This window comes from Crenobacter caeni, from assembly GCF_010435965.1.
Classification (GTDB): domain Bacteria; phylum Pseudomonadota; class Gammaproteobacteria; order Burkholderiales; family Chromobacteriaceae; genus Craterilacuibacter; species Craterilacuibacter caeni.
In genome coordinates, this window is record NZ_JAAGAA010000007.1 from 91,812 (window position 1) to 114,975 (window position 23,164).

Annotated in this window: 20 protein-coding genes, 10 tRNA genes and 1 riboswitch; of the genes, 10 read left to right on the forward strand and 20 right to left on the reverse strand. The window is 67.9% G+C overall.

The annotated features are described in order from the left end of the window. Positions 1-11 precede the first annotated feature (11 nt). The 3 genes from serS to GZH52_RS09635 are packed head-to-tail and all read right to left on the reverse strand — an operon-like array spanning position 12 to position 4,168. Complete coding sequence (serS, locus tag GZH52_RS09625) at positions 12-1,298, reverse strand: serine--tRNA ligase (RefSeq protein ID WP_163316258.1); 1,287 nt, start codon at positions 1,296-1,298, stop codon at positions 12-14. After that, positions 1,298-2,620, reverse strand: coding sequence for a replication-associated recombination protein A (locus GZH52_RS09630; RefSeq protein WP_163316259.1), 1,323 nt, complete (start codon positions 2,618-2,620; stop codon positions 1,298-1,300). Before GZH52_RS09630 ends, serS begins: the two co-directional genes overlap by 1 nt. A 57-nt stretch (positions 2,621-2,677) precedes the next feature. Then, positions 2,678-4,168: an APC family permease gene (locus GZH52_RS09635; RefSeq protein ID WP_163316260.1), complete on the reverse strand. Its 1,491-nt coding sequence runs from the start codon at positions 4,166-4,168 to the stop codon at positions 2,678-2,680. 186 nt (positions 4,169-4,354) lie between these two features. On the opposite strand from GZH52_RS09635, the gene gad reads away from it, so the two are divergent. The 6 genes from gad (at position 4,355) to GZH52_RS09665 (ending at position 10,947) form a co-directional block, all read left to right on the forward strand. After that, positions 4,355-5,752, forward strand: a complete 1,398-nt coding sequence (gad, locus tag GZH52_RS09640; RefSeq protein ID WP_163316261.1) for a glutamate decarboxylase — start codon at positions 4,355-4,357, stop codon at positions 5,750-5,752. A gap of 105 nt (positions 5,753-5,857) precedes the next feature. Then, positions 5,858-5,950, forward strand: a riboswitch (TPP riboswitch). A gap of 44 nt (positions 5,951-5,994) precedes the next feature. Continuing rightward, entirely contained in the window at positions 5,995-6,804 is an 810-nt protein-coding gene (gene thiM / locus GZH52_RS09645; RefSeq protein WP_163316262.1) for a hydroxyethylthiazole kinase, read from the forward strand. Further along, positions 6,801-7,436 (forward strand): thiamine phosphate synthase, encoded by a 636-nt coding sequence (thiE, locus tag GZH52_RS09650; RefSeq protein ID WP_163316263.1) that lies wholly within the window; start codon positions 6,801-6,803, stop codon positions 7,434-7,436. The genes thiM and thiE overlap by 4 nt, the downstream gene beginning before the upstream one ends. Beyond that, positions 7,433-8,233: a bifunctional hydroxymethylpyrimidine kinase/phosphomethylpyrimidine kinase gene (thiD, locus tag GZH52_RS09655; RefSeq protein ID WP_163316264.1), complete on the forward strand. Its 801-nt coding sequence runs from the start codon at positions 7,433-7,435 to the stop codon at positions 8,231-8,233. The genes thiE and thiD overlap by 4 nt, the downstream gene beginning before the upstream one ends. Before the next feature lie 74 nt (positions 8,234-8,307). Continuing rightward, on the forward strand, positions 8,308-9,756 hold the full coding sequence (locus tag GZH52_RS09660; protein ID WP_163316265.1) for a DUF2252 domain-containing protein: 1,449 nt from the start codon (positions 8,308-8,310) through the stop codon (positions 9,754-9,756). Between the two features lie 99 nt (positions 9,757-9,855). After that, complete coding sequence (locus GZH52_RS09665; protein WP_163316266.1) at positions 9,856-10,947, forward strand: phospholipase A; 1,092 nt, start codon at positions 9,856-9,858, stop codon at positions 10,945-10,947. Here the strand turns inward: GZH52_RS09665 and GZH52_RS09670 are convergent. From GZH52_RS09670 to GZH52_RS09695, 6 genes are all read right to left on the reverse strand, one after another. Beyond that, entirely contained in the window at positions 10,944-11,354 is a 411-nt protein-coding gene (locus tag GZH52_RS09670; protein ID WP_163316267.1) for a DUF2511 domain-containing protein, read from the reverse strand. The genes GZH52_RS09665 and GZH52_RS09670 overlap by 4 nt on opposite strands. 25 nt (positions 11,355-11,379) lie before the next feature. After that, entirely contained in the window at positions 11,380-11,991 is a 612-nt protein-coding gene (locus GZH52_RS09675; protein ID WP_163316268.1) for a LexA family protein, read from the reverse strand. A 161-nt stretch (positions 11,992-12,152) separates the two neighbouring features. Next, positions 12,153-12,581, reverse strand: a complete 429-nt coding sequence (locus GZH52_RS09680; RefSeq protein ID WP_163316269.1) for a BLUF domain-containing protein — start codon at positions 12,579-12,581, stop codon at positions 12,153-12,155. Between the two features lie 35 nt (positions 12,582-12,616). Further along, positions 12,617-13,318: a GTP cyclohydrolase I gene (gene folE / locus GZH52_RS09685; protein ID WP_163316270.1), complete on the reverse strand. Its 702-nt coding sequence runs from the start codon at positions 13,316-13,318 to the stop codon at positions 12,617-12,619. Between the two features lie 108 nt (positions 13,319-13,426). Then, complete coding sequence (locus GZH52_RS09690; protein WP_163316271.1) at positions 13,427-14,233, reverse strand: SprT-like domain-containing protein; 807 nt, start codon at positions 14,231-14,233, stop codon at positions 13,427-13,429. Further along, the gene (locus GZH52_RS09695) at positions 14,230-15,651 is read right to left on the reverse strand and encodes a sigma-54 interaction domain-containing protein (RefSeq protein WP_163316272.1); all 1,422 of its coding nucleotides are present in this window, start codon (positions 15,649-15,651) and stop codon (positions 14,230-14,232) included. The genes GZH52_RS09690 and GZH52_RS09695 overlap by 4 nt, the downstream gene beginning before the upstream one ends. 235 nt (positions 15,652-15,886) lie before the next feature. Here GZH52_RS09695 and GZH52_RS09700 point away from each other — a divergent pair, with 235 nt between their 5' ends. Both GZH52_RS09700 and GZH52_RS09705 read left to right on the forward strand, forming a co-directional pair. Continuing rightward, positions 15,887-17,305 (forward strand): basic amino acid/polyamine antiporter, encoded by a 1,419-nt coding sequence (locus GZH52_RS09700; RefSeq protein WP_203525697.1) that lies wholly within the window; start codon positions 15,887-15,889, stop codon positions 17,303-17,305. Between the two features lie 213 nt (positions 17,306-17,518). After that, positions 17,519-18,910 (forward strand): dihydrolipoyl dehydrogenase family protein, encoded by a 1,392-nt coding sequence (locus tag GZH52_RS09705; protein ID WP_163316273.1) that lies wholly within the window; start codon positions 17,519-17,521, stop codon positions 18,908-18,910. Here the strand turns inward: GZH52_RS09705 and GZH52_RS09710 are convergent. The 11 genes from GZH52_RS09710 to GZH52_RS09760 form a co-directional block, all read right to left on the reverse strand. Then, positions 18,907-19,695 (reverse strand): hypothetical protein, encoded by a 789-nt coding sequence (locus GZH52_RS09710; RefSeq protein ID WP_163316274.1) that lies wholly within the window; start codon positions 19,693-19,695, stop codon positions 18,907-18,909. The two genes, GZH52_RS09705 and GZH52_RS09710, sit on opposite strands and share 4 nt — an antisense overlap. Before the next feature lie 80 nt (positions 19,696-19,775). Further along, positions 19,776-19,852: transfer RNA gene (locus GZH52_RS09715), tRNA-Asp, on the reverse strand. 14 nt (positions 19,853-19,866) lie between these two features. Next, positions 19,867-19,942: transfer RNA gene (locus GZH52_RS09720), tRNA-Val, on the reverse strand. 23 nt (positions 19,943-19,965) lie between these two features. Continuing rightward, a tRNA-Asp gene (locus GZH52_RS09725) sits at positions 19,966-20,042 on the reverse strand. A gap of 5 nt (positions 20,043-20,047) precedes the next feature. Next, positions 20,048-20,124 (reverse strand) — tRNA-Val (locus tag GZH52_RS09730). A gap of 19 nt (positions 20,125-20,143) precedes the next feature. Then, positions 20,144-20,220: transfer RNA gene (locus GZH52_RS09735), tRNA-Asp, on the reverse strand. 14 nt (positions 20,221-20,234) lie between these two features. Next, positions 20,235-20,310, reverse strand: a tRNA-Val gene (locus GZH52_RS09740). 21 nt (positions 20,311-20,331) lie between these two features. Beyond that, positions 20,332-20,408, reverse strand: a tRNA-Asp gene (locus GZH52_RS09745). A gap of 8 nt (positions 20,409-20,416) precedes the next feature. Beyond that, positions 20,417-20,493: transfer RNA gene (locus GZH52_RS09750), tRNA-Val, on the reverse strand. Positions 20,494-20,514: 21 nt separating this feature from the next. Continuing rightward, positions 20,515-20,591, reverse strand: a tRNA-Asp gene (locus GZH52_RS09755). A gap of 10 nt (positions 20,592-20,601) precedes the next feature. After that, positions 20,602-20,677, reverse strand: a tRNA-Val gene (locus GZH52_RS09760). 212 nt (positions 20,678-20,889) lie between these two features. Between GZH52_RS09760 and GZH52_RS09765 the strand changes: the two genes are divergently transcribed. Then, positions 20,890-21,855 (forward strand): acetyl-CoA carboxylase carboxyltransferase subunit alpha, encoded by a 966-nt coding sequence (locus tag GZH52_RS09765; protein WP_136551726.1) that lies wholly within the window; start codon positions 20,890-20,892, stop codon positions 21,853-21,855. After that, complete coding sequence (gene tilS, locus GZH52_RS09770; RefSeq protein WP_203525698.1) at positions 21,827-23,137, forward strand: tRNA lysidine(34) synthetase TilS; 1,311 nt, start codon at positions 21,827-21,829, stop codon at positions 23,135-23,137. The genes GZH52_RS09765 and tilS overlap by 29 nt, the downstream gene beginning before the upstream one ends. Positions 23,138-23,164: the final 27 nt, after the last annotated feature.

A 23,164-nucleotide genomic window follows, 5' to 3' on the forward strand; every position in this document is an offset into this window, starting at 1 on the left:
GGCAGGGCGGTTTAGCCGCCGATCCTGTCCTTGCCGCCCATGTACGGGCGCAACACGGCGGGGATGGTCACCGAGCCGTCGGCGTTCTGGTAGTTCTCCAGCACCGCGACCAGCGTGCGGCCGACCGCGAGGCCGGAGCCGTTCAGCGTGTGCACCAGCTGGTTCTTGCCGGCCTCGTCCTTGTAGCGGGCCATCATGCGGCGCGCCTGGAACGCCTCGCAGTTCGAGCAGCTGGAGATCTCGCGGTAGGTGTTTTGCGCCGGCAGCCATACCTCGAGGTCGTAGGTCTTGGCCGCGCCAAAGCCCATGTCGCCGGTGCACAGCGTGATCACGCGGTAGGGCAGCTCGAGCGCCTTGAGGATGTTCTCGGCGTGGCCGACCATTTCTTCCAGCGCGGCGTACGAGTCTTCCGGCTTCTCGATGCGCACCATCTCGACCTTGTCGAACTGGTGCTGGCGGATCAGGCCGCGGGTGTCGCGGCCGTAGCTGCCGGCTTCAGAGCGGAAGCACGGCGAGTGCGCGGTCATCTTCTTCGGCAGCTCGTCGGCCTTGAGGATCTCGCCGGCGACGGTATTGGTCAGCGTGATCTCGGAGGTCGAGATCAGGTACTGGTCGACCGTGCCTTCCTCGCCGCCCTTGGTGACCTTGAACATGTCTTCGGCGAACTTCGGCAGCTGGCCGGTGCCGTAGAGCGCGCTGTCGTTGACGATGTACGGGGTGTAGTGCTCGGTGTAGCCGTGCTCGCCGGTGTGGGTGTCGAGCATGAACTGGGCGAGCGCGCGGTGCAGCTTGGCGATGTCGCCCTTGAGCACGGTAAAGCGCGCGCCGGAGAGCTTGGCGCCGGTGTCAAAGTCGAGCCCCAGCGGCGCGCCGACGTCGACGTGGTCTTTCACCTCGAAGTCGAAGCTGCGCGGCACGCCGACGCGGCGCACTTCGACGTTGCCGGTCTCGTCCGCCCCCGCCGGCACCGATTCGTGCGGCAGGTTGGGGATGCTCATCAGCCACGCGTCGAGCTTGCCCTGTACCGCCTCGAACGCGGCTTCGCTGTCTTTCAGTTCGTCGCCCAGGTTGGCCACTTCGGCCATGATCGCCGAGACGTCTTCGCCGTTGCGCTTGGCGATGCCGATCTGTTTGGACGCGCTGTTGCGGCGGGACTGCAGCTCCTGCATGCGGGTCTGCAGGGCCTTGCGTTCGGCCTCGAGGGCGGTGAACGCTTCGGTGTCCAGCGTGTAGCCGCGGCCGGCCAGACGGGCGGCGACCGCATCGATATCGTTGCGCAGTAGTTGGATGTCCAGCATTAGAGTTCGTCCTGTTTCTTGGCTTGTTCGTCGAGTTCGCGCAATCGCGCGAGTTTGTCGGCAATCTTGATTTCCAGCCCGCGCGGCACCGGCTGGTACCAGCCGGGCGCGTCCATCCCGTCGGGGAAGTAATGCTCGCCGGCGGCGTAGGCGTTCGGTTCGTCGTGGGCGTAGCGGTATTCGCGGCCGTAGCCCAGCTCCTTCATCAGGCGGGTCGGCGCGTTGCGCAGGTGCACAGGCACCGGGCGCGACGCGTCCTGCTTCACGAAGGCACGGGCGGCATTATACGCCTTGTAGCCGGCGTTGCTCTTGGCGGCGACGGCCAGATAGATCGCCGCCTGTGCCAGCGCGAGCTCGCCCTCGGGGCTGCCCAGCCGCTCGAAGGTGGTCGCCGCATCGTTGGCGATCTGCATGGCGCGCGGATCGGCGAGGCCAATATCCTCCCACGCCATGCGGATCAGCCGGCGGGCGAGGTACTTGGGGTCGGCGCCACCGTCGAGCATGCGGGTGAGCCAATAGAGCGCGGCGTCGGGGTTGGAGCCGCGCACCGACTTGTGCAGCGCCGAGATCTGGTCGTAGAAGGCGTCGCCGCCCTTGTCGAAGCGCCGCGCGTTCAGCGTCAGCACCTCTCCCAAAAAGGCCGCGTCAACCTGTGTCACGGCGCGCGCGCGCGCGGCGGCGCGCGCCTGCTCGACGAGGTTCAGGTAGCGGCGCGCATCACCGTCGGCGTAGCCGGCCAGCATCGCGCGCGCATCTTCTGAAAACTCCAGGCCTTCGAGCGCGCCGGCTGCGCGCGCGCGCTCGAACAGCTCGCCAAGCTCGGCCTCGCTCAGGGGTTCGAGCACGTAGACCTGCGCGCGCGAGAGCAGCGCGCGGTTGACCTCGAACGAGGGGTTCTCGGTGGTCGCGCCGATGAAGGTGAGTAGCCCCGACTCGACAAAGGGCAGGAAGGCGTCCTGTTGCGCCTTGTTGAAGCGGTGCACTTCGTCGACGAACAGCACGGTGCGCCGGCCGGAGGTGGCTAGCGCGACATGCGCGCGCTCGATCGCCTCGCGGATCTCCTTGATGCCGGCGAACACGGCCGAGACCGGGATGAACTCGGCGTCGAAGGCGCGGGCGAGGATGCGCGCGAGCGTGGTCTTGCCGACGCCCGGCGGCCCCCACAGGATCATCGAGTGCAGCGCGTTCGCTTCGAGCGCGAGCGACAGCGGCTTGCCCGGGCCGATCAGGTGGCGCTGGCCGACCACCTCGGCGAGCGAGGCGGGCCGCAAGGCTTCGGCCAGCGGCTTTTCGGGTTCCCGGGCGGCAAAAAGGTCGGTCATCCCCCGAGGCTAACGCGGCCGGCGGCCTGTGGCAAATGCGCAGGCCGGGCCACCGGTTCAGCGGGGTGGGTTCAGCGGCGCGTACTCTGCCGCGGCTTCCGCGGGCGACGCCAGCTGCCAGGTGGACTTCCTGCGCGCGTAAAACCCGAAGGGCGGCAGTGCGGCGAGTACCAGCAGGCTGCACAGCAAGGCGGCGTAGCCGGGGGCGGACAGCGGGAAGTGTTCGCTAGCCGGCGGGATGAAGCCCAGCAACAGCGCGAACAGCGACGCGGCGGCGCCGGTGCCGGCGATCAGCGGCAGGCGGCCGAGCCGGTAGCCGCGTGTAACGTCCGGCTGGCTGCGGCGCAGGTAGAGCGCGCTGGCGAACATCAGCAGGTAGACGATCAGGTAGAGCTGGGCGGCCAGTGCCGAGAGCAGCCAGAACGCGGCGGAGACGTCGGGGATCAGCACATAGACCGAGGAAATCAGCGAGACGACCAAGGCCTGCAGGCACATGATGTTGGCCGGCATGCCGGCGCGGTTCTCGCGCTGGAACCACGGCGGCAGCAGGCCGGCACGCCCCGCGTATTGCAGGCCCTTGGCCGAACCCGCGGTCCAGGTGAGCATCGAGCCGAACACGCCGGCGATCAGCATCAGGCCGACCGGCTTGAGCCAGGCCGCCAGCGGGCCTGTCAGCACCGCCGCGAACGCCTGCATCACGCCGACGGTCAGGCTGATCTCGTGCGCGGGTACCGCGGCGGCGATCGCCAGCGTCGGCGGGATGAAGATCAACAGCGTCAGGAGCACGCACAGGATCAGCGCGCGGCGCATGCCGGCAACCGGGTCGGCGAGGCGGCGCGCGTAGACGGCGTTCACTTCGATGCCCGAGTAGGCGAGAAAGCAGCTGACGATCAGCACCAGCGAGGCGAGTTCGCCCTCGAAATGCTGCCATAGCGAGGCGGCGCCCTTGCCGTGGCCGGCGAGCACGCCGCCGCCTTCAAGCTGCGGCCACAGCGCGGCCATGTTGAGCGGCGTGCTTGATGGCATGCCGCCCGACAGCGCGTGCACGGCAAGAAAGCTTAACAGCAGCGCCGGCAGCAGGGTGCCGATGAGCATGAACAGCGAGGAGAGCCGGGCGAGCGCTTCGACGCCGCGCAGGGCCAGCAGCGTGATCAGCCAGATCGACACCACGACGACGGCGGCGGTGAACGCGCCGTTGCCGGCGAGCGCCGGGTTGAACAGGTAGGCCAGCGTGTCGGCACCGAAGGCGAGGATGACCGGCAGCAACAACGCCGCCTGCACCCACATCAGCCAGCTCGCGGCAAAGCCCGCGCGCTCGCCGAAGGCCTGGCGCACCCAGCCGTAGATGCCACCGCGCCAGGTCGACCCCAGCTCGGCGGTCACCAGCGCGGCCGGGATGAAAAAGAGCAGCGCCGGCAGCACGAACAAGAGGATGGAGCCCAGGCCGTACATCGCCATGCCGGGCAGGGTGCGGATGCTGGCGACGGCGGCGACGTTCATCAGCGCGAGCGTCAGCCAGGTGAGGGGGCGGGTGGTGGTGTCACTCATCGCAGGCCTTTGGCCGCGCCGCCGCCCGGACGATGTTGCGCGTCGATGCGGCGACGGTCCGTTGCGGGTGCATGGACTGGTTATTCATACGGCGTATGCGCAAATGTTTTTCAGATTCACAGTCTAGACTGTTCGTCATTGGCCGCCCGCGCTCTTGCCCCGGGCGGGCCGTCATCAGGAGATTCCATGCCCTTGCATCGCGTCAGCCATCCGCTTGGCAACGATTCCGTGTTCGGTTCCGACTCGCTCGCCCATGTGGCGGCTAGCAAGCGCTTTCCGGTGGCCGAACAGCCGCCGCGCGCGGTCTACCAGCTGGTACACGACGAGCTCTACCTGGACGGCAACGCCCGCCAGAACCTGGCGACCTTCTGCCAGACTTGGGAGGAGGACGAGGTCCACCGGCTGATGGACCTGTCGATCGACAAGAACATGATCGACAAGGACGAGTACCCGCAGACCGCCGAGCTGGAAAGCCGCTGCGTGCACATGCTGGCCGACCTCTGGCACTCGCCGGACGCCGCCGGCTCGCTGGGCACGTCGACCGTCGGCTCGAGCGAGGCGTGCATGCTGGGCGGGCTGGCCGCGCTGTGGCGCTGGCGCGCCGTGCGCAAGGCGAAGGGGCTTTCCACCGACCAGCCGAACATGGTGTGCGGCCCGGTGCAGGTGTGCTGGCACAAGTTCGCGCGCTACTGGGACGTCGAGTTGCGCGAGGTGCCGATGGCCGACGGCCACTGGCGGATGGACGCGGGCGATATGCTCGCGCGCGTCGACGAGAACACCATCGTGGTGGTGCCAACCTTCGGCCAGACCTTCACCGGCCTGTACGAGGACGTCGCCGCGCTCTCTGCCGCGCTGGATGGCCTGCAGGCCAGCACCGGCCTCGACGTCGCGCTGCACGTCGACGGGGCGAGCGGCGCGATGCTCGCGCCGTTTTGCGCGCCCGACGTCGTGTGGGACTTCCGCCTAGAGCGCGTGAAGTCGATCAGCACCTCCGGCCACAAGTTCGGCCTGGCGCCCTTGGGCGCGGGGTGGGTAGTCTGGCGCGACGCGGCCGACCTGCCCGAGGGGCTGATCTTCCACGTCAACTACCTGGGCGGCGACATGCCGACCTTCGCGCTGAACTTCTCGCGCCCGGCCGGGCAGATCGTCGCGCAGTACTACAACTTCCTCCGGCTGGGCCGCGAGGGTTACCGCCGCGTGCATCAGGCGTGCTACGACACGGCGATGTTCCTCGCGCGCGAGCTGGTGAAGCTTGCGCCGTTCGAGATGCTGTACGACGGCAACCCCAAACAGGGCATTCCGGCACTGGCCTGGCGGGTCAAGGCGGGCAGCGCCCTGCCGTATACCTTGTACGACCTGGCCGACCGCCTGCGCACGCGCGGCTGGCTGGTGCCGGCGTACAGCCTGCCGGCCAATGCCGAGGAAGTGGTCGTGCAGCGCATCCTCGTCAAGCAGGGCATGTCGATCGACATGGCTCGGCTGTTGCTGGACGACTTCGCGCGCGAGATCGCGTTTTTTGATACGCACACGCCGCACGGCTTTGTGGGGGGCGAGGCGTCGGCCGGCAACCATAGCGGCCGCTGAACGGTTTTGGGGTGTGTGATACTGGCCCGGCCTGCGCGCCGGGCCTTTTTTCGCACCCGCCGCGTTGACCGTCCCGGAGCCCGCCTACATAATCGGCCGCGCTGCTTTATTGACACGGGGTGCCGCGCACGCGGCTGAGATACACCCGCATTACCTGATCTGGATCATGCCAGCGTAGGGATGTCGACAGGCAGGCCCCGCGGCCTGACTGCGCCGTCCTTGCGCTCGCGAGGACAAGCAAGATGACTCTCCCTGCCCAAGCCTTCGACGCCCGCGCCGCGGCGACCGCGCTCGCCGAACTGCGTGCCATCGCGCCGCTGGTGCACTGCCTGACCAACCAGGTGGTTTCCAATTTCACCGCCAATGTGCTGCTCGCCGCCGGCGCCGCCCCCGCCATGGTCGTCGCCGAAGAAGAAGCCGGCGACTTCGCGGCGCTCGCCTCGGCGCTGCTCGTCAATGTCGGCACGCTGGACCGCCCGCAGGCAGCCGCGATGCGCGCGGCAGTCGGCGCCGCCAGCACTGCGGGCACGCCGTGGGTGCTCGACCCGGTCGCGGTGGGGGCGTTGGCCTGGCGCACCGCGTTCTGCCGCGAACTGCTGGCGTTCTCTCCCGCGGTGATCCGCGGCAACGCGTCCGAAATCATCGCGCTCGCTGGCGGCGCGGGCACCGGGCGCGGCGTCGACAGCACCGCCCAAAGCGACGCCGCGCTTGAGGCCGCGCGTGCGCTCGCCCGTCAGTGTGGCGCGCTGGTGGTGGTCACCGGCGCCACCGACTATCTGGTGGACGCGCAGTCGGCGCGGGGCATCGCCGGCGGTACGCCGCGCCTGCAGCAGGTCACCGGCACCGGCTGCGCGCTCTCGGCGCTGGTGGCCGCCGCCTGCGGCTGCGGAGCCGTGCGGCTGGACGCGGTGGCGGCGGTGTGCGCGCTGATGAAGCTCGCCGGCGAACGCGCGGCGCTGGCAAGCCGCGGCCCGGGCAGCTTCGCCGTCGCCCTGCTCGACGAGCTGGGCACGCTTGCCAGCGCCGACCTCGCCGAGCGGTGGTGCGCATGAGCGCGCCCGACTACCGCGTCTACCTGGTGCTCGACCCCGGCCAGTGCGGCGGGCTCGAGGGCATGCTGAGGGTGAGCGAGGCGGCGATTGCAGGCGGTGCGGGCGTCGTGCAGTTGCGCGCACCCGACTGGAAAAAGCGCGATTGGTTGGCCGCCGCGCGTGCCTTGAAAACCCTGTGCCACGCGCGTGGCGCGCGGCTGCTCGTCAACGACCACCTTGACGTGGCGCTGGCCATCGGCGCCGACGGCGTGCACGTCGGCCAGGCCGACCTGCCGGCGGGCGTGGTGCGTTCGCTGCTGGGGCCGGACGCGATCGTCGGCCTGTCGGTGAGCAACGCGGCCGAACTGGCGGCGGCCGAGCTCGCCGCAGTCGACTACCTCGGCGTCGGGCCGGTGTTCGCCACCTTGAGCAAGCCGGACGCTGCGCCACCTGTCGGGCTTGCCGGCCTCGCGTCGCTGGTGTCGGCCGTGGGCAAACCCTGCGTCGCCATCGGCGGCATTAGCCTTGATAACGCGGCGTCCGTCGCCGCAACCGGCGTGGCAGGCGTCGCCGTGATCGGCGCGCTGTGCCGCGCCGCCGACCCGGCCGCAGCTGCCCGCGCCTTGCTCAACCATTTCCGGGAAAAGCCATGATTCCACGTGTACTGACCATCGCCGGCTCCGATTCCGGCGGCGGCGCCGGCATCCAGGCCGACCTCAAGACCTTCTGCGCGCTGGGCGCGTACGGTACGAGCGCGATCACCGCGCTGACTGCGCAGAACACGCTGGGTGTGCAGGCGGTGCAGGCGGTCGACCCCGCCTTCGTGCGCGCGCAGTGCGAGTCGGTGCTGTCCGATATCGGCGCCGACGCGGTGAAGTGCGGCATGCTCGCCAACGCGGGCATCGTGCGCGAGGTGGCGCGCGTGCTGGACGACTACGCGCCGCGCCATGTGGTACTCGACACCGTGATGATCGCCAAGGGCGGCCATCCGCTGCTGAACGTTGACGCGGTTGCCGCGCTGCGCGACGAATTGCTGCCGCGCGCGTCGCTGATCACGCCCAACCTGCCCGAGGCCGCCGCGCTGCTGGGCGAGGTGGTGGCCGCCGACGAGGACGCGATGCTGCGTCAGGGCGAACGCCTGCTCGCGCTGGGTGCGCGCGCGGTGCTGATGAAGGGCGGGCATCTGGCTCTCAGCGCAGAGAGCGCGGACTGGCTGGTCAGTGCAGAGGGCGCCTTGCGTTTCGCCGCACCGCGCATCGCTACCCGGCACGGTCACGGTACCGGCTGTTCGTTGTCCGCCGCGCTCGCCGCCTTGCGTCCCGTGAGCGAAAACTGGCCGGTGACGGTGGCCGACGCCAAGGCCTGGCTTGCCGGCGCGCTCGCGGCGGCCGACCGGCTGGACGTCGGCAAGGGCATAGGGCCGGTCCATCACCTCTACCGCTGGTGGTAGCGGGCCGGCCGCCTGTCTACAGTGAAATGCCGCCGTCTTGAGTGCGGCGACACTCTGCCAGCAGGAGGCCCGCCATGCGCCAGCGACGCAACACCGACCGCACCCCTTCCGTCGACAGCGGAGCCTATCGGGTTCCGCTGGACGCGGCATATCTCAAAAAGCCCGCCCACCTGCGCACGCGCAAGGAGCGCTACGAGGCCGGCCGCGCGCTCAGGGTATCCACCCCGCGCGAGGCGCACGCAGGCTTTACGCCGCCCGCGGGGCGCGCCGACCCGGTCGAGCTGCTGCTCGCCTCCTGCGAGGGGCGGGACCCTGCGCTGCTGCCGATCCGCTGGGGGCGGATGCTCGCGTCCGAGTTCGCCTTCTACCGCGGCGCCGCGGCGATCATGGCGGCTGACCTTGCACGCACGCCGGTGACCGGCGTCGCGGTGCAGTCGTGCGGCGACTGCCACCTGATGAACTTCGGCGCGTTCGCGACGCCCGAGCGGCGCGTGATCTTCGACATCAACGACTTCGACGAGACCTACCCCGCGCCGTGGGAGTGGGACCTCAAGCGGCTGGCGGCGAGCTTCGTGATCGCCAGTCTGCACAACGGGCACAAGGCGTCGGACGCCCGCGCCGCCGCACGCCGCGTGGTGCAGTGTTACCGCGACAAGCTGCGCGAGCTGATGGAGATGCCGGCGCTCAAGGCCTGGTATAGCGACCTCGACTACGAGGTGCTGATCGAGCAGACCGAGGACGAGATGCTGCGCAAGCGGCGGCGCAAGGTGCTGGACAAGGCGCTTGCGCACGACAGCGCGACCGAGTTCGTCAAGCTCGGCCAGATCGACGCGGGCACGCCGCGCATCCGCGACGCTCCGCCCTTGATCTTCCACCCGCAGGAATGGCAGCGCGAAGACTTCGATGAAACCATCCGCGAGAACCTGGCACGCTACCGTGCGTCCTTGCCGCCGGAGCGGCGCCTCTTGTTCGACCGCTACGAACTTGCCGACGCCGCGATCAAGGTGGTCGGCGTCGGCAGCGTTGGCACCCTGTGCGTGGTGTGCCTGTTTTTTGCCGCCGAGGACGACCCCTTGTTCTTGCAGGCGAAAGAGGCGAGGCCGTCGGTGCTCGCGCCCTACGTCGACGTCGAGCCGTTCGGCAGCGAGGGCGAGCGCGTGGTGTTCGGCCAGCGGCTGATGCAGGGGGCGTCCGACGTCTTCCTCGGCCACTTCGTCGGCGTTGCCGGCCGCCATGTCTACGTGCGGCAGCTGCGCGACGTCAAGGTCAAGCCGATGGTCGAGATCTTCGACCCGGATCATATGCTGGGCTTTGCCCGCAACACGGGCTGGGCGCTGGCGCGTGCGCACGCGCGTTCGGGCGACGCGGCGCTGATCGCCGGCTACATCGGCAAGGGGGGCGACCTTGCCGAGGCAATTGCCGAATTCGCGGTCGATTACGCGGCGCAGAACACCCGCGACTATCAGGCGCTGCGTGCCGCGGTGCTCGACGGCCGGATCGACTACCTGGAAGACGGTAGTTGAACTCGTAATGACAAATAAAAACCAAATACGCTTGAAAAAGCAAAATGGCTAGTTTTTGCTACGCTTGATGCATTGTTAGCGTTGGTGCAAGGGGAAAGCATGGTGCGGCTAAGGGGCTTGGCCTGGCTGATGGTGGGGGCGGCTGCGCCCGTGATGGCAGGGGGGCTGGCCGAGTGCACGCTCATGGGCGACGCGGAGGCGCGACTGGCCTGCTACGACCGGGTAGCCGGCCGTTTGCCGGCGCCGCCGCTCCCCGCCTCAGGCGGTGCGACGGCCGGATCGGCCGCGCCCAGCCTGCCTGAACTGCAGGCGCCGGCAGGTGGCGAGGAGGCTGGGCGGGACAGCTGGGGCAACCTGGCCGGCCTGGGTGCCGAGTCATTCTCCCGCCGTTGGCAGCTCGAGCCGCAGTTCAAGGACGGCACCTTCAAGATCAAGCCTTACCAGCCGGTATACATCCTGCCCCTGTCGTGGCGCGAGCGGATCAACAACGACCCCTGTTCGCTCAACCCGCTCAACTGCTCGCAGCGCGGCGACCAGGACTACGACCGTACCGAGCTCAAGTTCCAGCTCTCGCTCAAGACCAAGCTATGGCAGGACATGCTGGGGTCGGAAGTTGACCTGTGGGCCGCGTATACCCAGCAGGCGTTCTGGCAGGCGTACGACAGCCAGAACTCTTCGCCCTTCCGCGAAACGGACTACCAGCCGGAAGTATGGGCGACCTTTCCGGTCGAGGCGGGGCCTGACTGGCTGAGGCTCAGGATGGTCAACGTCGGCGCAGTCCACCAGAGCAATGGCGAGACCAATCCGCTGTCGCGCTCGTGGAACCGCCTGTACGCAAGCTTCGGCCTGACCTCGGGAGACTTGTCGGTGATCGTCAAGCCATGGTGGCGCATCCCGGAGAGCGGCAGCGGCGACAACAACCCGGACATCAGCGATTTTGTCGGGCGCATGGAGACGGTAGCCGTCTACCCCTGGCGCAACAACGTGTTCTCGCTGACCTGGCGCAACAACCTCAAATTCGGCAGCAGCACGCCGAACCGTTCGTTCTTCCAGTTCGAGTGGGCATTCCCGATTTCGGGCAACCTGCACGGTTACGTGCAGGCGTTCAACGGCTGGGGCGACTCGCTGCAGAACTACAACTTCCACAACAAGGGCATCGGGCTCGGCGTCTCGCTGACCGAGTGGCGTTAGCTCGCGTCGCCCCGGCACAGGGGCCTGCCGATCTCGATCAGCGGGGCGAGCGGCATGTTCACCCCGCCGATCGAATCGTCGTACTTCCACACCTTCAGCGGTGCCGGGTAGCCGGCGGCGACCGCGCGGTCGTTGAGCGCGTAGCTGACGTTATCGTCGCCGGTCAGCGTGATCGCGCCGCCATCGTCGCAGCCCAGCGTGCCGCCGGTCAGCGTCAGCGGCCAGCGCTCGCCCAGATCGGCCGCGCGCAAGACCAGCTTGTCGGGTTTGGGCGTGCCGGCGGCAAACAACAGGCTCGCCGCCAGCAACAGCAGCAAGGCGACCATCAGGCGGGGACGCAGCCCCCCCTGCTTGCGCGGGCGGCGGCGTGCGCCAGGCTGGGCGGTGTAGGCAAGAGAGGGGGTCATCGCTTCGTCCTCGGCTTGTGCAGGTTCAGAACTGTTTGACGCAGCCGCAGACCACGCCCCACACCGTCAACTCCTGGTGCGGTGCGAGCACGATCGGCGCATAGCGCGCGTTTTCCGGCAACAACACGACGCGGCCGTCCCGCCTTTGCAGGCGCTTGACGGTCGGCTCGCCGTCGACGCCCGCGAGCACGATGTCGCCGTCGCGCGCGGTGCGGCGGGGGTCGATCACCAGAAGGTCGCCCTCGTCGATGCCGGCGCCGGTCATCGAGTCGCCCTCGACACGCACCATGAAGCGCTCGCCGGTCAGCAGCAGCGCGTTGAGGTCGACGTAGTCGTCGACATGGTCGTCGGCCGGGCTGGGCAGGCCCGCGCGCACCTTGCTCGCGAAGACAGGCACGTTGGCCGCCTCGGTCAGCGGTGCAGGCAGCAGGCGGGCAGGGTAGGGCGGCACCTGGCGCGCCGCGCCGGCAAGGCGCAGGCTGCGCGCGGCGATCCGCCGCTCGACAAAGTCGATCACCGCGCCCTTGTCCTGCTCGGGAACGCGGATCTGTACCAGCGGGCCTTGCTCGCCGAAACGGCCGCTGCCTTTCTTGCGGCCGGCGCCGACGCGGGCGCCGCCGTGGGTGTGTTCGGTCATGCTGTTTCCTCCTGTTTTGAATTCTGCACCTAAAATCAAAATGCGGCAAGCATCATAAGGCGCAGGCGAGCGCAGCCGTTGCCGATAGGCAACAGCAGAGGAGGAAAGCAGGGAGAGGAGGGTACGCGCCGGCGGGATGCGCCGACGCGAGTGGGCAGGCTTTAGCCTACGCGGCCGACAATGGCAGCGTTGGCGATCAGCTCGTCGAGCAGCGCCATCGACGCGCGGCCGCTGATCGAGAACGGGTCGAGCTCGGGCTTGGCCGAGTAGCGCAACAGCAGCGAGGGGTTGACCTTGGCCAGGTTGACCTGACCCATCGTCCAGTTGGCGAAGCGGCGCTGGTCGATCTCCTCGAAGCACAACAGCTCGACGCCGTGATGGCGCGGGTCGGCCGCGATGGTGTTGTAGAGCTTGCATACCTCCTGGCGGCTGCCCTCGAGCACCTGCATGAAGATGTCGCCGCTAAAGCAGAGGATGCCGGTGATGCCGAGCGCCGGGTTGTGCGTGTGCGACTGGGCGAGGATGCTGTCGAGCAATTCCTGGGTGTGCGGCTGGACCGCGCGGCTGGCGTAAAGCAGTCGGACGAGCATGGGGTTCTCCTCTTAAAGGGTGGGGCTGCCGATGTTCAGCCCTTGCGGCCGGGCAGCAGCGACAGGAATTCGCGCCTGAGCGCCGGGTTCTTCAGGAAGGCGCCGCGCATCACGCTGTTGATCATCTTGGAGTCGCTGTCGCGCACGCCGCGCCAGTGCATGCAGAAGTGGTCGGCCTCCATCACGATGGCGAGGCCATCCGGGTTCATCTTCTCCTGCAGCAGGTCGGCCAGCTGGATCACCGCCTCTTCCTGGATCTGCGGGCGGCTCATCACCCACTCGGCCAGCCGCGCGTACTTGGACAAGCCGATCAGGTTGGAGTGCTCGTTGGGCATCACGCCTATCCATACCCGGCCGATGATCGGGCACAGGTGGTGCGAGCACGCGCTGCGCACGGTGATGGGACCGACGATCATCAGTTCGTTCAGGTGCTCGGCGTTCGGGAACTCGGTGACCGGCGGCGCCTTCACGTAGCGGCCGCGGAACACTTCCTGCATGTACATCTTGGCGACGCGCCGCGCGGTTTCCTGCGTGTTGTGGTCGCTGTCGATGTCGATCACCAGGCTGCGCAGCACTTCGCCCATGCGAGCCTCGACTTCCTGTTGCAGGTCGGTCAGCTCTTCGCCCTCGATGAAGTCGGCGATATTGTCGTTGGCGTGGAAGCGCCGGCCGCTCTGGCGGATGCGCTCGCGGATGCGTTCGGAAACCGGCTGGTAGTTGGGCTGTTCTGTGCTCACAAGCTGTCCTCTTCTCGTTTGCGTGCGGCGGAGTGCGTAAAGTCTAATCCGACAGTTTATGTCGGAAATGCAAACTTCAAGCCCGCCATCGTTTTTTTATTTGTAGTTTTATACCGGCTCCAGCGGCAGCGCACAGCGCGCGCAGATCAGCGCGACGTCGCCCCGCGAGATCCAGGCGCTCGCCTGGCAGCCCGGGCAGGCGAGGCGCTGCCGGTTGCTGGGCCTGGGCGGTGGCGGCGCGACGATGGGCAGGGCGCGGCCTTCGGCTTCGGCGGCGGCCAGCGGCGCCTGCGCCTCGGGGGCTGCCGGCGGCGGGGGCGGTGTCCACGGTGCGATGTCGTTCATCCCGTCCGGCGGCGGCGGGGAGACCGGGTCGAAGCGGGCCTCGACGCGCGCGAGCACCGCCTGGGGCGCCTCCGGCGCGTGGCGGTCGTAGACAGGCAGGCTGAAGCCCTGGGCGAGCAGCGCGCGGCAGGCTTCCTGGAAGGCGCCGCCTTCGATGATGTAGTGGCTGACCCGGTTGCCGCCGGTGTCGCCGCCGGGCGCGCCGGTGCTCGAGGGCATCAGGCCGACCTCCTGCATCTTGGCGGCCCACTCGCCGTTGTGGTGGTTCGAGCGGGTCGGCTTGCCGAGGTTTTCCTGCCAGTGGTGGACCATCTCGTGCACCAGCGTCGAGAGCACTTCGTCGAGCGGGCGCAACGCGAAGTAGCCAGGGTTGAGCGCGATCTCGTCGAGTCGCTCGTCGTGCGCGCCCGAAAAGCGCGCGGGCTGGTGGTGGCCGTAGCGGGTGCGCGCGGCGCGCAGGGTGATCACGCAATGCGGCAGCTCGCCGGCAAACAGCGTGCGGTTGAAGTGGTCGAACGCCGTCTGCAAGGCCCGGTACAGCGCGAGGCCGGGCGCGTCCTGTTCGGTCATCGGTCGGACTCCGGTGGAGGGGCGTGCCATTTTGGCGAGCCTGCGGTGGCTTGTCCATCGGCGCTGGCATCGGCAGCGATCCCCAGTCTTGCCAACCGGGAGATCAGCGTGGTGCGCGGCAACTTCAGCGCGCGGGCGGCAGCCGAGAGGTTGCCCGCGTGTTCGGCGAGCGCGTCCTGCAGCAGGCGGCTCTCGAAGCTGGCCAGCTGTTCGCGCAGGCTTTCGCCCCTCTGGCGGACGGGCGCGAGCACGGCCGGCAGGGGGCCGGGCGAGGGCAGCGCGTCCTCGTTGAAGCAGAGCCGCGCCAGTACGCTGCCCTGGTCGCGCGCGAGCAGCAGGCTGCGCCGGATCACGTTCTCCAGCTCGCGCACGTTGCCCGGCCAGTCGTGCGCCATCAGCGCGTCCAGCGCTTCCTGGCTAATCGACGTCACCCGCGGGTTCAGCTGCGGCGCGTAACGGGCGACGAAGCGGCGCGCGAGCAGTGCAACGTCGCTTGCGCGCTTGCGCAGCGGCGGGATCGCGACCACGCCGACGTTGAGCCGGTAGTAGAGGTCTTCGCGCAGGCGGCCTTCGCGCACGGCGGCAAGCGGCGTCTGGTTGAGCGCGGCGATCAGCCGCACGTCGGTGCGCAGCGGCTTCTCGGCGCCCAGCGGCAGGAAGCTGCCGTCCTGCAACACGCGCAGCAGCTTGCTCTGCAGCGCGATCGGCATCGAGTTGATCTCGTCGAGGAACAGCGTGCCGCCGTCGGCCAGCGAGAACAGCCCCTTGCGGTTTTCGGCGCCGGTGAACGCGCCGCGGGTGGTGCCGAACAGCGTGCTCTCGATCAGGTTCTCCGGCACTGCCGCGCAATTGAGGCACAGCATGGGCAGGTGCGCGCGCGGGCTGGCCGCGTGCGCGCGCCGCGCGAACAGCTCCTTGCCGGTGCCGGTCTCGCCGTGGATCAGGATGGGCAGCTCGCACGCGGCGAAAGTGTCGACCGCGTCCAGTTGCGCGGTGAGCGCCGGGTGTCCGCCGACGATTTCCGGCGCCTTCTCGGCGCGGCCGCGGGCTTCGGGCGGCCGTTCGATGCGGCCGATCTCGATCGCGCCGATGATGGCGCCGTCGCGGCCGGTCAGCGGTTGCGCGCTGTGCACATAGTGCAGCAGTTCGCCGCCGGCGCCGCTATAAGCCTGGTAGTTGTCGACAAAGCGCTGCCCGTCCTCCACACAGCGCAGCAAGGTGCTGTCCTCGGCCTTCAGCCACGGGCTGACCTCGAGCACATGGCGGCCGATGATGCCCTTGGGGTCGACGCCGTCCATGCGCGCGCTGGCGCGGTTGTAATAGACGAACACCCCGCCTGCGTCGACGATGGTGACCGGCTGCTCGAGGTGGTCGAACACCTTGCCCAGGCTGTCGGCCAGCCAGTGGATTTCTTTCATGCGTCCCGCCTGCCTGTTTACTCTGCCGGCATTGTGCCCTGCCTCCTCGCACGTGCAAAGCAAATGCGCGCTTTTGCGCGAATCCGATCGAGATTGACCTCGGTCAACGGTCGTTTTTGAACATTCGTGGCGTCTGATGTACGATATGGCGACATAATATTGCGAAGAACAGACTGTGGTAGCCGTAGCCCAGGCTGGCTGCCACCCGGAATTTTCATTGCGTAAGGGGGCGATCATGGCATCGCAACAGGGCAAACTGGGGACGCTGGCGCTGACAGGGCTGGTGGTCGGGGCGATTGTCGGCAGCGGGGTGTTCGCGCTGCCGCAGAACATGGCGGAAGGCGCCGGCGCCGGCGCGATCCTGATCGCGTGGGCCATCACTTTCGTCGGCATGTTCGCGCTGACGCGCATCTTCCAGTGGCTGACGCTTAGCCGGCCGGACATCACCGACGGCGTATACGGCTACGCAAGGCAGGGCTTCGGCGAGTATCTGGGGTTCAGCGCCGCCTGGGGCTACTGGATGTCGGTATGGATAGGCAGCACCGGCTACCTGGTGGTGATGTTCAGCGCCTTGGGCTCGTTCGGCGCGCTCTCCTTCTTTGGCGATGGCACCACCTTGCCGGCGATGGTCGGCGGCCTCGTGGTGCTCGCGCTGATGCACGGCTTCGTGCTGATGGGCGTACGTTCGGCGGCGATCCTCAATACGGTGGTCACCATCGCCAAGGTGGTACCGATCGGCCTCTTCATCGTCTGCGTCGGGCTCGCCTTCCGCGTCGAGACGTTCAACCTCGACTTCTGGGGCAGTCCCGAACTGGGCAGCATCGCCGACCAGGTGAAGACCACCATGTTGTACACGGTGTGGGTGTTCCTCGGCATCGAGTGCGCGACGGTGTACGCGAACCGCGCACGCGACATGGCCACCGTCAGCCGCGCCACGCTGCTGGGCTTTCTGATCACCATCGGCCTGTTTGTCTGCGTGTCGGTGCTGTCGCTGGGGGTCGTCCCGCAAGAGGAACTGGCGGCGATGAAGAACCCGTCGATGGCGGCGGTGATGGCGCGCGCGGTTGGCCCGTGGGGCGGGGCGCTGGTCAATATCGGCCTGATCCTGTCGGTCGGCGGCGCCTTCCTCGCGTGGTCGCTGATCTCCAGCGAGATGCTTTACTTGGCCGCGCGCGGGGACAAGCACACCGCGCCCGCGCTGTTCGGCCGCCTCAACGCGAACGGCACGCCGGCCAACGCGCTGTGGCTGACCAACGGCCTGATCGGCTGCCTCTTGGTGATCAACCATTTCAACGAGGCCGGCTACAACATCCTGATCCAGCTCGCCTCGTCGATGGCGCTGATCCCGTACTTCCTGTGCGCGGCGTTCGGGCTGAAGCTCGCGCTGGGCGCGCCATCAGGGCGGGGCGGTATGCTGGCGGTCACCGCGCTGGGCACTGCCTACGGGTTGTGGCTGATCTACGCGGGCGGGATGTCCTACCTGCTGCTGTCGATGATCCTCTACGTGCCGGCGCTGGGCTTCTTCTGGCAGGCCCGCCGCGAACGCGGCCTGCCGGTGTTTGCCGGAGCGCACGAGCAGGTGTTCGCCGCGCTGGTGGTGCTTGGTGCGTGCTCGGCGCTTTACATGCTCGCGCAGGGGACGTTCGCGCTATAAGAACCTGTGCACGATCTGCTGCGCATCAGCGATACGGCGCCCTCAACGGTTTCGAAATGCTCGTGTACAAGCTGTACATTCCGCTTTCTCAGCCGTTTTCGCCTTGCCTCGCCCTCGCTCGCGGGATCTTGAACACGCTATCAGGGCGCGGCGCCGACTGCCAGCTGCTAGTCTCGATGGATGGACTTCAGCGGGGAGCGAACGGACATGGGCATGCTGCCGCCTGTCGAATTCGTCGTGCTGGGCGGCGGCCTTGCCGGGCGCCGCCTTGCATGCGACCTTGCCCGTCTCGGGCAGCAGGGCATCCTGATCGAATACCACGCCTTCGGTGGGGCGACCCTCAACGTTGCCTGCCTGCCCGACGCGATGCTGGTTCGTGCCGCGCGGATCGCGCGCCAGATCCGGCGCGGCGAGGGTTGCGGCGTCGGGCTGGGGGACGCCAGCGTCGACCTGGGCCGTTTGTTCGCGGCGGTCGGTGCCACCGTCAGCGCCGCCCGCTCGCACGACCTCGCGCTGTGGCCGGCCGACCGCGTCGAACTCGTGATCGGGCAGGGCAGGCTGATCGCGCCCGACCGCGTCGAAGTCGCGCTCGCCGACGGCACCTTCCGCCGCATCCGCACGCGGCGCGTCTTTATCGCCACCGGCACCACGGTGGCCACGCCTGATATCCCCGGACTGTCCGGCGCGTGCCCGCTGACGCCGCGCGAACTGTTCCGCCTGACCCGGGTGCCGCCGCAACTGGTGATCCTGGGCGCGAGCTTCGGCGGCATGGCGTACGCGCAGGCCTTCGCGGCGCTGGGCGCCGAGGTCACGCTGCTCGACGAGCACGAGCGGGTCGCCCGTTTCGAGGACACGGTGTTTTCCGACGCGCTCGCCCAGCAGTTGCGCCACGAGGGGGTCAGGCTGCTGACGTCGACCCGGGTGGGCGGGGTGTCCGGGCTGAGCGGGGAGGGAGTGACGCTGTCGCTCGAGCAGGGGCGGCAGCAGTTCGAGCTCGACGCGAGCGACATCCTGCTTGCCGGCGCGCGCCAGCCGCTGACCCGCAATATCGGCCTGGAGGCCGTCGGCGTGCGGCTTGACGCGCACGGCTGCATCGTCGTCGACGAGACGCTGAAAAGCTCGGTCGACGGCATCTACGCATTGGGCGACGTCGCCGCGTACCCGACGCCGGGGCACGCGGTCAGCGACGACGCGCGTGTCGCTCTGTCGCTGTATGGTGCGCCGCTGCGGACCACCGCGGGGCGGGTGCTGCCGCGCATCGCCTTTGTCGACCCCGAATACGCGCGCATCGGCCTGTCCGAAGCCGAGGCGCGCCAGGCGGGGGTTGCGGTGCGGGTGTGCCGGTTGCCGATGCACGCGGTGACCCGCGCGTGGTCGGAAGGGGAGCTGGGCGGTTTGATGCAGGCGGTGCTCGCCGAGGACGACGGGCGCATCCTGGGTTTCGCGATGCTGGGGATCGGTGCAGGGGACGTGACCTCGGCGGTGCAGGTCGCGATGCATGCAGGCTTGCCCGCTGCGGTGCTGGCCGAGTTGCCGCTGGCACACCCGACCGCTGCCGAGGCGCTCAACGTGCTGTTCGCCAGCGGCAGCTGGGTGCGCGGCTAGACGCCGAGCGCGGCCATCAGCCCCATGGTCAGCACGAAGCAGGTGACGCCGGTCAGGATCAGGTTGATCATCCGTTCGCGCTCGAATCGGCTCTCCAGGTGTTCCTTGTGCGAGGCCATGCGCGCGCGCGCGTCCTGCGCCTCGACGCGCAGGGTGTTTTCCTCGGCGACAAGGCCGATCAGCGCCTCGCAGCTCAAGTCGCGTACCGTCTGCAGGTCCCATACCGCGAGCAGCTGGTCGGCACGGCCCTTGAAGCAGCAACCGGCGCGCTGTTCGTGGTCGAACCACTCGAAGTCGAAGCCCTGGCTCGCGTAGAAGCTGTTGCGGCGCAGCCGGCTTTCCTCGTTGGTGGCTTCGTCAGGGTGCAGCAGGATGCGGGCGACGGCGTAGTCGGGGTAGCGCTGTTTCGCCCACAGGATGGTCTGCGCGAACAAGTAGCTGGGCAAACCGTGTCCGGCGAGCGTCTCGCTGACCGGGATGCCGCCCTTGGGGCCGAAGTGCAGCGTGCGGCTGCCGTGGTCGGCGATCACCCACGCGCCGTTGAGCGTGTCGTACCATTTCGCGTCGTCGCCGTCGAGCAGTTGCCAGTCGTCGCCATGCTGGCGCATGCACGCGCGCAGCTGCACGCGGAAGGTGTCGGAAGACGCGCGCTGACCGCGCAGCTTGCGCACCAGCGCGAACACGGTCTGGCCGCTTGCGGGTAGGGCGAGCACCGCCTCGGATTGTGCTTCGGTGCCGGCGAGTAGTTCGTCGGCGCTCGGAGCTTGTTGGGTGGCGTTTTCCATGCAGTGCCTCTATCGCTTGCGTGGTTTGGCGGCGCGGGACGTGAAAAAGCCCTGCTTGCGTGCAAGCAGGGCTTTCTGGCTGGCGGAGTGGACGGGACTCGAACCCGCGACCCCCGGCGTGACAGGCCGGTATTCTAACCAACTGAACTACCACTCCAAAATCAAATTGTCTGGTGGGCGCTGACGGGATCGAACCGCCGACATTCTGCTTGTAAGGCAGACGCTCTACCAACTGAGCTAAGCGCCCAGACCTTGTACTGCTTGCGTTGTTGGCGGAGTGGACGGGACTCGAACCCGCGACCCCCGGCGTGACAGGCCGGTATTCTAACCAACTGAACTACCACTCCAAAACTGGTGGGCGGTACTGGACTCGAACCAGCGACCCCTGCCGTGTGAAGGCAGTGCTCTACCAACTGAGACTAACCGCCCGGAAATCTATGCGTGAGGTTGGCGGAGTGGACGGGACTCGAACCCGCGACCCCCGGCGTGACAGGCCGGTATTCTAACCAACTGAACTACCACTCCAGAACCATCTTGTTTGGTGGGCGCTGACGGGATCGAACCGCCGACATTCTGCTTGTAAGGCAGACGCTCTACCAACTGAGCTAAGCGCCCGATCCGGTACTACATTATCGCTGGCGGAGTGGACGGGACTCGAACCCGCGACCCCCGGCGTGACAGGCCGGTATTCTAACCAACTGAACTACCACTCCAAAAAAACTGGTGGGCGGTACTGGACTCGAACCAGCGACCCCTGCCGTGTGAAGGCAGTGCTCTACCAACTGAGACTAACCGCCCGGAAAACCGGTAGCGAAGGTGTGGCGGAGTGGACGGGACTCGAACCCGCGACCCCCGGCGTGACAGGCCGGTATTCTAACCAACTGAACTACCACTCCATGGACCTTCTGGTGGGCGCTGACGGGATCGAACCGCCGACATTCTGCTTGTAAGGCAGACGCTCTACCAACTGAGCTAAGCGCCCTTCACTGCGACATGCTGCGTCGTTCAGCGAGGACGGCATTAAAACACAGGCTGTTTTTTCACGCAAGGCGCATTTGAAAAATATTTTCCAAAAACAGCGCAAGTCGGCAATTTGCTTTGCCCGGCACGCATTTTGTCCGACAAGCATGATGACGTGTGCTATCTGCCAGCGGTATCATCGCCCGATTCGCCTTTATAGGGAAGATGGCAACAATGAAGACGACCTTTCTCGATTTTGAGCAGCCGATTGCCGAGCTCGAGAACAAGATAGAAGAGTTGCGCTACGTGCAGGACGACTCGGTGCTCGACATCTCCGAGGAGATCGAGCGCCTGCAAAAGAAAAGCCAGGAACTGACCCGCGCCCTGTACGCCAAGCTCTCGCCCGCTCAGGTCTCGCAGGTCGCCCGCCACCCGCAGCGTCCTTACTCGCTCGACTATATCGGCGCGATGTTCACCGACTTCCACGAGTTGCACGGCGACCGCGCATTTGCCGACGACGCTGCGATCGTCGGTGGGCTGGCCCGTTTCAACGGGCAGGCGGTCGTGGTGATCGGCCACCAGAAGGGGCGCGACACCAAGGAGAAGCTGCTGCGCAATTTCGGCATGCCGCGCCCAGAAGGCTACCGCAAGGCGCTGCGCCTGATGAAGCTGGCCGAGAAGTTCAGCCTGCCGGTGATGACCTTTATCGATACCCCGGGCGCGTACCCGGGCATCGGCGCCGAGGAGCGCGGCCAGTCCGAGGCGATCGGCCGCAACCTCTACGAGATGGCCAAGCTGCGCGTGCCGGTGATCTGTACGGTGATCGGCGAGGGCGGCTCCGGCGGCGCGCTGGCGATTGCTGTCGGCGACTGCGTGAACATGCTGCAGTACTCGACGTACTCGGTGATCTCGCCGGAAGGCTGCGCGTCCATCCTGTGGAAGACCGCAGAGCGGGCCGCCGACGCGGCCGAGGCGCTGGGCATCACCGCGCACCGCCTGAAGTCGCTCGGCCTGGTCGACCGGGTGGTGAACGAGCCCGCCGGCGGCGCGCACCGTGACCACGCGGCGATGATGGTCGCGCTCAAGCGGGTGCTGCAGGAAGAGCTGAAGGAGTTGCAGTCGCGCGGCATCGACGAGCTGCTGCGCCAGCGTTTCGATCGCCTGATGGACTATGGACGCTACAAGGAAGAGGCCGCGTAAGGCCGGGGCCCTGCTTCCTGATAACTGGCCGGACGAATTGTCCGGCCAGTGTCGTTTGGAGGTGGGGCTCTCCGGTGGCGTCGACTCCATGGTGCTGTTGCACCTTCTGGTGGCCGCACGGGAGACGCGCGGCTTTGCCTTGAGTGCCGTGCATGTACACCATGGTTTGAGCCCGCACGCCGACGCGTGGGCCGTCCATTGCGAGCGCGTGTGCGCGGCGTGGCAGGTGCCACTGCGCGTCAGGCGGGTAGCCGTGCGGATCGAGGGTGGCCAGTCGCTCGAGGCCGTCGCCCGCCGCGAGCGCTACCGTGTCTATCGCGAAAGCACGGCCGACGCGGTGGTGCTCGCCCACCATCAGGACGACCTGTCCGAAACCGTGCTGCTGCAATTGTTGCGCGGCGGCGGGGTGCGCGCGCTCGCGGCGATGCCGGCGTGGCGGCAGGACGGCGCGCTCGCGTTGTGGCGGCCGCTGCTCGCGCGTACCCGCGACGAACTCGTCGCTTACGCACACATGCACGGCATCGAATGGGTCGACGACGAGAGCAACCTGGATACCCGCTGGCGGCGCAACCTGCTGCGTCACCGGGTGATGCCCGGGCTTGCCGAGGCTCTGCCGCACTACCGCGCGCATCTCGCGCGTTCGGCGCAGTTGGCGGCGGACGCCGCCGCGGTGCTGGACGAAGTCGCCGCGGCCGACCTTGCCGCATGCCTGGATGGCGAGGCGTTGTCGGTGGTGAACTTGCTCGCCTTGTCCGCGCCGCGCCAGCGCGAGCTGTTGCGGCACTGGTGCGCGTCGCTCGGTTTCGGCCTGCCGACGCCCGCCGCGCTCGAGGCATTCCGAGGTGCACTTGAAGCCGGCCATACCGGCGCGGTCGCGCTCGAGCTTGCCGGTGCCGCGCTGGTGCATTACCGCGGTCGCATTCATCTGCTGCGCGAGCGCGTGTTGCCCGCCTGCCAGGAGCTTCCCCCGCTCGCCTGTCATCAGCTGCTGCGCTGTGAGGCGGGGAGCCTCAGTATCGAGCCCGCGTCGCCGGGCCTGCCGCTGGATTGGCTCTCGGGTGGCCTGTCGCTGCGCGCGCGCACAGGTGGCGAGCGCCTCGTGCAGCGCGCGGGGACGCGAGCAGTCAAGCAGTTGCTGCAGGAAGCGGGCATGTTGCCGCGCTTGCGCGGACGCTGGCCGCTACTGTACCGGGGAGGCGAGCTGGTGGCGGTGCCGGGGGTAGCGCTCTCGCAAGCGTATCAGGTGGAGGAGGGGTGGCAGCCGGTGTGGCTGCCCGATTGAAAGCATGAAAAAAGGCGGCTGCGGCCG